This window comes from Streptomyces sp. SAS_281 (assembly GCF_052542855.1).
On sequence record NZ_JBMNDO010000037.1, the window covers coordinates 1 to 9,338 of the forward strand.

Below are 9,338 nucleotides of genomic sequence, written 5' to 3' on the forward strand. Positions count from 1 at the left end.
GTTCGGCACGAACTCGCCGCGTGAGGACTCCCAGCCGTCGGCCCGCACCCGCGCGGATATCGGCGCTCAGCCCACCGAGCGCAGGGCGTCGGCGAGGATGTCCGCCCCCTCTTCCGCCTCGGCGATCGCGAGCGAGAGCGGCGGCGCGATGCGCAGGACGCTGGTGTTGTGGCCGCCGCCCTTGCCGATGAGGAGGCCGCCCTCGCGCGCCGCCTCCAGGACGGCCGCGGCCGCTTCCGGGTCGGCCTCGTCGGTGCCGGGCTTCACCAGCTCGACACCGATCATCAGGCCCCGGCCCCGCACCTCGCGGACCCGCGCCGAGGCGGCACCGATCGCGCGCAGCCGCTCGATGAGCAGGCCGCCCACGCGGCGGGCGTTGCCCTGGAGGTCGTGTTCCAGGAGGTACGAGAGGTTGGCGAGGCCGGCCGCCATGGTGACCGGTGAACCGCCGAAGGTCGAGATGGAGTTGGCGTCCAGGCAGTTCATGACCTCGGCCCGGGCGACGACGCCGCCGATGGACATGCCGTTGCCGATGCCCTTGGCGAAGGTGAGGATGTCCGGCGGCCCGTTCTGGGCGTGGGCCTGCCAGCCCCAGAAGTGTTCACCGGAGCGCCCCCAGCCCGTCTGCACCTCGTCGGAGATCCACAGCACGCCGTGCCGGTCGAGCACCTCGCGGAACGCGCCGTAGAGCCCGTCGGGCGGTGAGGTGAATCCTCCGACGCCCTGGATGGGTTCGGCGATCAGGGCGGCGGGGGCCCTGGTGTGGCCGAGCAGGTCCTCCAGGTCCGCGACGCAGGCGGCGGTGAACTCCTCGTCGCTCAGGTGCGCGTAGGGGCCCCGGGTGCGGACGCCGCCGTGCACGTACAGGGTCTGGAGCGGCGAGAGGCTGGTGGGCGACCAGGCGTTGTTGCCGGTGATGGAGACCGCGGAGAAGGACCGGCCGTGGTAGCTGTTGCGCATCGCCAGGATCTGGTTCGACCGGCGGTACGTGGTGGCCAGGAGCAGGGCGGTGTCGTTGGCCTCAGTGCCCGAGGTGGTGAAGAAGACCCGGGCGTCGGGGATGCCGGAGAGCGAGGCGACGCGCTCGGCCAGCTCGATCATCGGGCGGTTGAGGTAGAGCGTCGAGGAGTGGATGATCCGGCCGGCCTGCTCGCTGACGGCCTTGGTGACCTCGGGCAGCGCGTGGGCGGTCATGGTGGTGAGGATGCCGCCGAAGAAGTCGAGGTAGCGGTTGCCGTCGGCGTCCCAGACGTGGCGGCCCTCGCCGTGCGTGATCTCCAGCGGGTGACGGTAGTAGAGCGCCAGCCAGTCGGGGCTGACGGCGAGGTGGCGGTGGTGGAGGCTGCTCACGGCTCGACCAGCCCCTCGTACGCGTCGGGCCGTCGGTCCCGGTAGAACGCCCACTGCTGCCGGACCTCCTCGATGAGCCCGAAGTCCAGGTCGCGGACGAGGAGTTCCTCCTGCTTGTCACTGGCGACGTCGCCGACGAACTGACCGCGCGGGTCCACGAAGTAGCTGGTGCCGTAGAAGTCGTTGTCGCCGTACTCCTCCTGGCCGACGCGGTTGATCGCGGCGATGAAGTACTCGTTGGCTACGGCGGACGCGGGCTGTTCCAACTGCCACAGATGGGCGGAGAGGCCGCGCGAGGTGGCGGAGGGGTTGTACACCAACTGGGCGCCGTTGAGACCAAGTTGCCGCCAGCCCTCCGGGAAGTGCCGGTCGTAGCAGATGTAGACGCCGACCTTGCCGACGGCGGTGTCGAAGACCGGCCAGCCGGCGTTGCCGGGTTTGAAGTAGTACTTCTCCCAGAAGCCCTTGACCTGCGGGATGTGGTGCTTGCGGTACTTGCCGAGGTAGGAGCCGTCGGCGTCGATCACGGCGGCGGTGTTGTAGTAGAACCCGGACTGCTCCAGCTCGAAGACCGGGACGACGATCACCATGCCGGTCTCGCGGGCAAGGTCCCGCATCCGCCGTACGGTCGGCCCGTCCGGCACCGCCTCGGCCCAGCGGTAGTGCTCGGGCTCCTGCACCTGGCAGAAGTAGGGGGCGTTGAACACTTCCTGGAAGCCGATGATCTTCGCCCCCTGCCGGGCGGCCTCGCGGGCGTGCTCCTCGTGCTTGGCGATCATGGATTCGGTGTCGCCGGTCCAGGTCGCCTGGACGAGTGCGGCGCGTACGACGTGGGACATGAGCTGCTCCTTCGACGCGGCGTCAGAGAGCCTCTTCGTGCTTCTACGCCCGTAGACACGTGCGTAGGGGAGAACGTAAGCCCCGCCACACGGCGGGGCAAGACCATCGCCGTGAACCAGCTGAGTCGATCATGTTTCACACCCGTGCGGGCCAGCGCGGGACGCCGCGGCGTCAGAGCGTGATGGCGATCCCCGTGTGCGGCCGCTTGCCGAGCCGGACGATCATCGCCGGGTAGTCGAGCAGCCAGTACTTCCAGGTGTACTTGCGCCCTATCGCACGGCGCACGGCGGCCGTCTCGCGCTCATCGAGCAGCCTGGCGGTGCCCTCGGCGCTCGGGGCGCCCTCCTCGGTCCGCCCGCGCACGTCGCAGACGGTGACGCGGACCCGGTTGTCGTTGCGCAGCCGCTTGACCTTCCAGGAGTCGGTCTTGGTCCAGACGAGCAGTTCACCGCCGTCGGCCACCGCCCAGACGGGGGTGGCGACGGGCGTCCCGTCCTTGCGGTACGTGGTGAGGCTGACGTACTCGCTGCGCGCGAAGTCCTGGAGGCTCATGGCCCCCAGACTATGCGCGGGGGCGCAAGCGGGGCGCGAGACCAGGCGTATCCGGCGCTAACCGGCGAGCGGTACCGGCGCCGGCTCCGGGGCGCAGCGCAGCAGGAGTTCGTCCATGGAGAGGCCGAGCGCTCCGGCCAGGGCGGCGACGGTGAAGAACGCGGGGGTGGGGGCGCGGCCGGTCTCGATCTTCCGCAGGGTCTCGGCGGAGATGCCGGCGTGGGCGGCGATGTCGGTCATGCTGCGGGCGCCCCGAGCCTCGCGCAGCAGCAGGCCGAGCCGTTCGCCGCGCAGGCGCTCTTCGGGGGTCAGGGGGGTACGGACCATGCCGTCATTCTAATACCGCGCGGACCGGTATAGTAATTGCGGTATTGTAATTGGCATGGTGCAACTCAAGACAGACACATCCATCGAAGCCATGCGTGCGACCGGCCGCGTCGTCGCACGCATGCTCACCGCCGCCCGGGAGGCGGCCGAGATCGGCGTCTCGCTGCGCGAACTGGACGAGGTGGCGCGCGGGGTGCTGCGCGAGGCCGGCGCCGGCTCGCCGTTCCTGGGCTACCGGCCGCACTTCGCCCCGGTCCCCTTCCCCGCGGTCATCTGCGCGTCGGTCAACGACGCGATCGTGCACGGCATCCCGACGGACTACCGGCTGCGCGACGGCGACCTGGTCAGCATCGACGCGGGCGCCACCCTGGACGGCTGGGCCGGCGACTCCGCGATCAGCTTCACCGTGGGCCGCGCCCGCCCCGCCGACACCCGGCTGATCGACACCGCGTACAAGGCGCTGGAAGCGGGCATCGCCGCCGCCACCGTGGGCAACCGGATCGGTGACATCGCGCACGCCATCGGCACCATCTGCCGCACCGCCGGCTACGGCATCCCCGAGGGGTTCGGCGGGCACGGCGTGGGCCGCGAGATGCACGAGGACCCCGGGGTGCCCAACGAGGGCCGGCGGGGGCGCGGGATGCCGCTGCGCCACGGCATGGTGCTGGCCATCGAGCCGATGCTGATCGGGGGCGGCGTGGACACGTACCGCGCGGACCGCGACGGCTGGACCCTGCGCACGACGGACGGCAGCCGGGCCGCGCACGCCGAGCACACGGTGGCGATCACGGACGACGGCCCGCGCATCCTCACCGCACTCTAGGGCGTGTTTCGAAAGTCCCGCCTGTCCGGCCGGGCGGACGGCGCTGCTTCCGAAACACGCCCTGGTCCCCGCGCACGAACTCCTCCGCGAGAGCCCGCCCCGTACGCACGGCGGCCTCGTGGTCCTCGACCGGTGACACCCGGGAGTCCTTGAACAGGATGTACGTGACCCCGGAGGGCGCGCCGCCGCTGCTCGGGTCGGGGTCGATGCCGAGCGACTTCGCGGTGGCGTACGAGGCTTCGCCGATGATGCGCTCCGGGCCGACGTCGCCGACGACCGCGTACTCCACCTTCTCGCCGCGCACGACGGCGGCCACCCCGCCGCCCCGGATGCCGGACTTCGCGTAGTCCCAGGTGCCGGACGGTGCCGGCACGACCACGTACGGCAGCTTCTCCGCGTCGAGCGGCCGGCCGTCCGAGGTGTGGAAGGCGGTGTCGCCATGGAAGGCGGGGTCGGTGCCGGGGTTGCAGGCGGCGGTCGTCCGGCCGTCGCAGTCGACGTCCAGGTCGGCCTTCCAGAACACCGCCCCGCCCACCTCGCAGACGGGAACGGTCGCCGGAGTCGTCTCGTCCGTCCGGTACGTGCCATTCGACACCTGCTCGCAGGCCGACACCCTGGCCAGCAGGTCGGCCGCCCCGACCCCGGCGCTCGCCCGGCCCCGGGCCGGGGCGGGCGCCGGTTCGGACCGGTGGGCCCGGGCGGGCGCCCGGTGCACCTGCGCCACCAGGGCGAGCGGAACGGCCGGGCGGACGGGCCGGGGCGCGGGGGCGGTGAGGGCGGGGTCCGGCTTCCCCGCCACCGCGAGGGTGACGGGGGCCGGTGTGCCGGCGGTGAGCAGCGCGGCACCGGAGGCCGTGACGAGGGCAAGCGTTCGCATGCGCACGGGGGGAGCGCCCTTCCGGCGAGGAGATGGTGGTCGTGCCGTGCCCCCCGGTGAGGTGTGCGGTCAGGGCCGCCCGCTCGGCCTCACCACCATCGCCGAGCCGCCGCCGCGCCGTTCCTTCTCGGCCGCGGCGAGCCACCGGCCGTCGGGCAGCCGCTGTACGCCGGTCGCCGCGCCGATCTCCGGGTTGAGCTTGAAGACGTGGCCGAGCGATTCCAGCTTCGCCCGCAGCGGGCTGTTCCAGAGCGCCGGTTCCAGTTCGGTCGCCGGGGCGTTGCGCTGGCTGGCCCGGGGTGCGGCGATGGCGTCGACCAGCGGCAGCCCCCGGTCCAGCTTGCCGGTCAGCGTCTGGAGCACGGTGGTGATGATGGTGGCGCCGCCGGGCGAGCCGAGGGCCAGGACCGGCTCGCCGTGCCGGAGCACGATGGTCGGCGAGATCGAGGAGCGCGGGCGCTTGCCGGGGCCGGGCAGATTCGGGTCGTGGACGGCGGGGTCGGCCGGCGCGAAGGAGAAGTCGGTCAGCTCGTTGTTGAGCAGGAAGCCGCGTCCCGGCACGGTGATCCCGCTGCCGCCGGTCTGCTCGATGGTCAGGGTGTACGCGACGACGTTGCCCCACTTGTCGGCGGTCGTCAGGTGCGTGGTGTTCTCACCCTCGTACGTGGTCGGCGCGGCCTTCCCCGTGGACCGGCAGGCGCCGGGGTGGCGCGGGTCGCCCGGTGCAAGCGGGCTGGTCAGCACCGCGTCGTCCTTGATCAGGCACGCCCGCGCGTTCGCGAACCGCTGGCTGAGGAGGCCCTTCGTCGGGACGTCCTCGAACGCGGGGTCGCCGACCCAGCGGCCCCGGTCGGCGAAGGCGATGCGGCTCGCCTCGATGTAACGGTGCAGGTACTGGGCCTCGTTCGCCCGCGAGAGGTCCGTCGGCTCCAGGATGTTGAGGGCCTCGCCCACCGTCGTGCCACCGGACGAGGAGGGGGCCATGCCGTACACGTCGAGCCCTCGGTAGTTCACCTTCGTCGGCGCCTGGCGCAGCGCGCGGTAGGAGCGCAGGTCCCGGGCGGTCAGGTCGCCGGGGCGCACCACCCGGTCGGACGCCGGGTCGACGGGCGGTTTGCGTACGGTCCGTACGACGTCCTGGGCGAGCTCGCCCCGGTAGAGCTCGTCCACCCCCTTGCGGCCGACCTCCTCGTAGGTGCGCGCCAGGTCCGGGTTCCTGAGGACCGAGCCGACCACGGGGAGCTTCCCGTCGGGCAGGAAGAGGTCGCGGGTGGCCGGGAAGTCCCGGAAGCGCTCCTCGTTCCCGGCCGTCTGCGAGCGGAACGTTTCGTCTACGACGAAGCCGTCCCGGGCGATCCGCTCGGCGGGCTTGAGGACCTGCCGGAGCGACTTGCTGCCCCAGGCGTTCAGGGCCGTGTCCCAGGTGGCGGGGGTGCCGGGGGTGCCGACACCGAGCCCACTGGTCACGGCGTCGGCGAAGGCGAGCGGCTTGCCGTTCTCCAGGAAGAGGGAGGAGTCGGCGCTGCGCGGTGCGGTCTCGCGGCCGTCGATGGTGCGGACGGTGTGGCTGCGGGCGTCGTAGTAGACGAAGTAGCCACCGCCGCCGAGCCCTGCCGAGTACGGCTCCGTGACGCCGAGCGCGGCGGCCGTGGCCACGGCGGCGTCGACCGCGTTGCCGCCCTTGCGCAGCACCTCGATACCGGCGGCCGTGGCGTCCGCGTCGACGCTGGACACCGCTCCCCCGTACCCCACCGCGAGGGGTGACTTGGGCGGTGGCGCCGAGGGGTGGGCGGACGAGGAGGGGGCGGCGGCCCCGACCGACACGACGGCGGCCAGGATCGCCGCCAACGACACATTCCGCCTGATGGACCGTCGCATGCGCAACCTCCGGTGAAGGATCGTCCGCGCAGGGTAACGCCGCCCCGGCCGCCCCGTCAGGACCGCCTCGGACGTGAGGCCGAATGCCCGCTAACGTGCCCGCCCCTGACTGACGACGTACGCAACATCGTGCTGGGCGTGATAGCCGCCGGCATCGGCGCCGCCCTCGGCTGGCTCGCGCGCACCTGTCTGTGGCGCCGCGGGCTCCGCCGCAAGCAGGCGTTCTTCGGCCTGCCGGGGAACTCCGAGTGCCTGCTCGTCGTCAACCGCGACGCGGGCGGCGACGGCTCGGTCCACCGCCACGACGTGTTCGCCCTGCTGGAGCTCTCCGCGCTGATCAAGGACTGCGAGGCGCACGCCCGGATCCTGTCCCACGACGTCGCGCAGCAGGGCACCGGCGAGCGGACCGAATTCTGCGTCGGGGGGGGCGGTGTCGAACGGTAGGGGTTTCTCTGCGGCACCCACAATGAAGTCATTGGCCAGTGACGATGTTCGACGCCAGGCGTCCGCCGGTCGCGTCTCCTCCCGGGGGCGCCCGGCTACAGGACACGCAGCTCCCGGCAAAGTCCCTGTCCGCAGGCCGCCGGTGCGGGGGAGCGCCCCCCGTCCCCGCTGTCACCGTCGCAGTGGTCCATGCCCCCATCCAGTGGCGCCGGTCAGCGGGGCCTACGACTTCGGTGGCGCGGAGCTGCGGGCGCTGCTCGCCAGGAACGGGGTGCACGCCCCGGTCGTCGACCTCGGCACGGCCGTCTACCACCGGCTCGCGCCATCTGCGGTCGAACATGGCGGCGACCCCGCGCATCGCCCGCTGGTTCGCGGGGCTGTCCCGGCGCTGACGGGCCCTTCAGCCCACGATCCTGCCCAGCTGTTTCGCGCGCGTACGCCTCGTCGTAGGCGCCGCCGGTGAGCAGCACCTGGATGCTCAGGGCGACCAGGGCGCGTGCGGTGGCCGCGTCCGTGCGCGGGTGGAGCAGCCCGGTCACGGCGTCGGTCCACTCGGCGGCGACCGGGCGGAGCGCCTGCGCAGGGCGGTCATCTGCCCCGCACCATGGCATCCCTGCGCAACCCCGCCATCGGGGTTCATCGCCAGGACGGTGCCGCCAACACGGCCGCGGCCCTTCGCCGCGCCGCCCGCGACCAGTGCCGCCCCCTGACCGGCCTCGGGCTCACCTGGCGCACCCGGGCAAGATCACTCCACACAATGCCCCTGCCCACACGGGAGTCTCCGGCGGCCTGGGGTCGTCCCTCGCTCGATCGCCTGCAACGTTGACGGGCCGCCAGGTTGAGCGAGCCTGAATACCCGGGCCGTTCTCTCCTTGCGGGCTCCTGTGCGGTCCGGCCGCCCGAGTCGTACGGCTCGCGTTCCGCCCGTGGCCCCACACACGCTCCCACGGGGTGATGGTTTCGGGCACATCCGCCGGGCCCGGGACCCGCGGTAACCGCTCTCAACGCGAGTGGCGACCGCGTGGCCGGCGGCGCCCCCGCGAGTGCGGAATCGTTACTTTCGGTCACCGGAACCCCGTGCCCCCCACCCCGCCCCACGGGCACCGGGCAGTGAAAAGAACTTCTTCTTATAAATTACCCTCGTGCGCCCCCTTACCGCGCTGGCCAAAAAACGCCGTTCACTCATTCACGGCCCCTCACGTCCGCTGCTACTCTGCGAACCCCCTATTCGGATGTGATGGAGATTCTCCATATGGAAGATCGACCCGAAACGGGGTCGCTGCCAGCGAATGCGTGGACCGCCGGCGCGTCCGCCCGCGAGTGTCTCCGCTACGCCGCGTACCCAATTCTGCTCCTGTCCGCAATCTGGCTCTTCATCTCGGTTCTGCGCTTCGACTGGGACCGGGGCCGGGCAGTCCAGCTCTTCCTGATCGGCACCATCGTCTATCTCGCGGCGCTGGAGCGGCTGATCCCGCACCGGACCGACTGGCACCCGAGCGGCCGGGAACTGTGCTGGTACGCAGCCTATTTCGGGTTCACGATGGTCGGCGCCGTGCTCGGCCAGTCGGTCGTCGCGGCCGTTCTGGCCGCGACCCCCGTCACGGGACCTGGGCTCGCGCTCAGGGCCGAGGTGCCCCTCGCGCTGCTGGCCTCCTCGCTGACCGGCTACCTCGCCCACCGCTGGGCGCATTCAAATCGGTGGCTGTGGAAGGTACACGGAATTCATCACGTTCCGGGAAAAGTGAACGTCGCCAATAACGGCGTCAACCACCTACTGGATGTCGCCTTCAAGCAGGGCGCTGTCCAATTGACACTGGGATTTCTCGGATTCTCCGCCGACTGCCTTTTCGCGGTGGCGCTCTTCACTCTTGTCCAAGGCTATTTCGTGCACGCGAACGTGGACGTCCGACTCGGTCCGCTCCACCACGTCCTGGCCAGCCCCGAGCAACACCGGCTGCACCACAGCGCCGACCTGGCCGAGGCCGGTCACTTCGGCGTGGACCTCTCGGTCTGGGACCGCCTTTTCGGCAGTTTCACCTGGCGACCGGACCGCCGCCCGGCGATCGTCGGTGTCAAGAGCCCCGCCACGTTCCCGGAGACCGGCTCGATCGTCGCCAGCCTGCTCCACCCCGTGCGCCGCCCGCCCCACACCGCGTAGTCCCCCGTACCGCGCACATCCGCTCCGCACCGCGAGCTCCCCGCCCCGTACCGCGCCGTACCGGCGTCGTGCCCCCGTACGCCCCCGCC

Annotated in this window: 8 protein-coding genes and 2 pseudogenes; 3 read left to right on the plus strand and 7 right to left on the minus strand. The window is 71.7% G+C overall.

What is annotated here, in order from left to right; all coding sequences use genetic code 11:
* Positions 1-66: 66 nt before the first annotated feature.
* The 4 genes from ACN6LM_RS16455 to ACN6LM_RS16470 form a co-directional block, all read right to left on the minus strand.
* Positions 67-1,350: an aspartate aminotransferase family protein gene (locus ACN6LM_RS16455; protein ID WP_445066104.1), complete on the minus strand. Its 1,284-nt coding sequence runs from the start codon at positions 1,348-1,350 to the stop codon at positions 67-69.
* Positions 1,347-2,189, minus strand: a complete 843-nt coding sequence (locus ACN6LM_RS16460; protein ID WP_445066105.1) for a nitrilase-related carbon-nitrogen hydrolase — start codon at positions 2,187-2,189, stop codon at positions 1,347-1,349. The genes ACN6LM_RS16455 and ACN6LM_RS16460 overlap by 4 nt, the downstream gene beginning before the upstream one ends.
* Positions 2,190-2,361: 172 nt before the next feature.
* Entirely contained in the window at positions 2,362-2,742 is a 381-nt protein-coding gene (locus tag ACN6LM_RS16465; RefSeq protein WP_445066106.1) for a PPOX class F420-dependent oxidoreductase, read from the minus strand.
* Between the two features lie 57 nt (positions 2,743-2,799).
* The gene (locus ACN6LM_RS16470; protein ID WP_445066107.1) at positions 2,800-3,069 is read right to left on the minus strand and encodes a helix-turn-helix domain-containing protein; all 270 of its coding nucleotides are present in this window, start codon (positions 3,067-3,069) and stop codon (positions 2,800-2,802) included.
* A 55-nt stretch (positions 3,070-3,124) separates the two neighbouring features.
* On the opposite strand from ACN6LM_RS16470, the gene map reads away from it, so the two are divergent.
* Positions 3,125-3,892 carry a type I methionyl aminopeptidase gene (gene map, locus ACN6LM_RS16475; protein WP_445066108.1) on the plus strand — a complete coding sequence of 256 codons (768 nt, stop codon included), beginning with the start codon at positions 3,125-3,127 and terminating at the stop codon, positions 3,890-3,892.
* Here the strand turns inward: map and ACN6LM_RS16480 are convergent.
* Both ACN6LM_RS16480 and ggt read right to left on the minus strand, forming a co-directional pair.
* Positions 3,879-4,769: a glycoside hydrolase family 75 protein gene (locus ACN6LM_RS16480; protein ID WP_445066109.1), complete on the minus strand. Its 891-nt coding sequence runs from the start codon at positions 4,767-4,769 to the stop codon at positions 3,879-3,881. The genes map and ACN6LM_RS16480 overlap by 14 nt on opposite strands.
* Before the next feature lie 69 nt (positions 4,770-4,838).
* Positions 4,839-6,647 (minus strand): gamma-glutamyltransferase, encoded by a 1,809-nt coding sequence (gene ggt, locus ACN6LM_RS16485; RefSeq protein ID WP_445066110.1) that lies wholly within the window; start codon positions 6,645-6,647, stop codon positions 4,839-4,841.
* A gap of 105 nt (positions 6,648-6,752) precedes the next feature.
* Here ggt and ACN6LM_RS16490 point away from each other — a divergent pair.
* A pseudogene (locus ACN6LM_RS16490) lies at positions 6,753-7,073 on the plus strand (hypothetical protein); the annotation flags it as partial.
* 422 nt (positions 7,074-7,495) lie between these two features.
* Here the strand turns inward: ACN6LM_RS16490 and ACN6LM_RS16495 are convergent.
* Positions 7,496-7,666, minus strand: a pseudogene (locus tag ACN6LM_RS16495) (TetR family transcriptional regulator); the annotation flags it as partial.
* Positions 7,667-8,343: 677 nt separating this feature from the next.
* On the opposite strand from ACN6LM_RS16495, the gene ACN6LM_RS16500 reads away from it, so the two are divergent.
* Entirely contained in the window at positions 8,344-9,249 is a 906-nt protein-coding gene (locus tag ACN6LM_RS16500; RefSeq protein WP_445066149.1) for a sterol desaturase family protein, read from the plus strand.
* Positions 9,250-9,338: the final 89 nt, after the last annotated feature.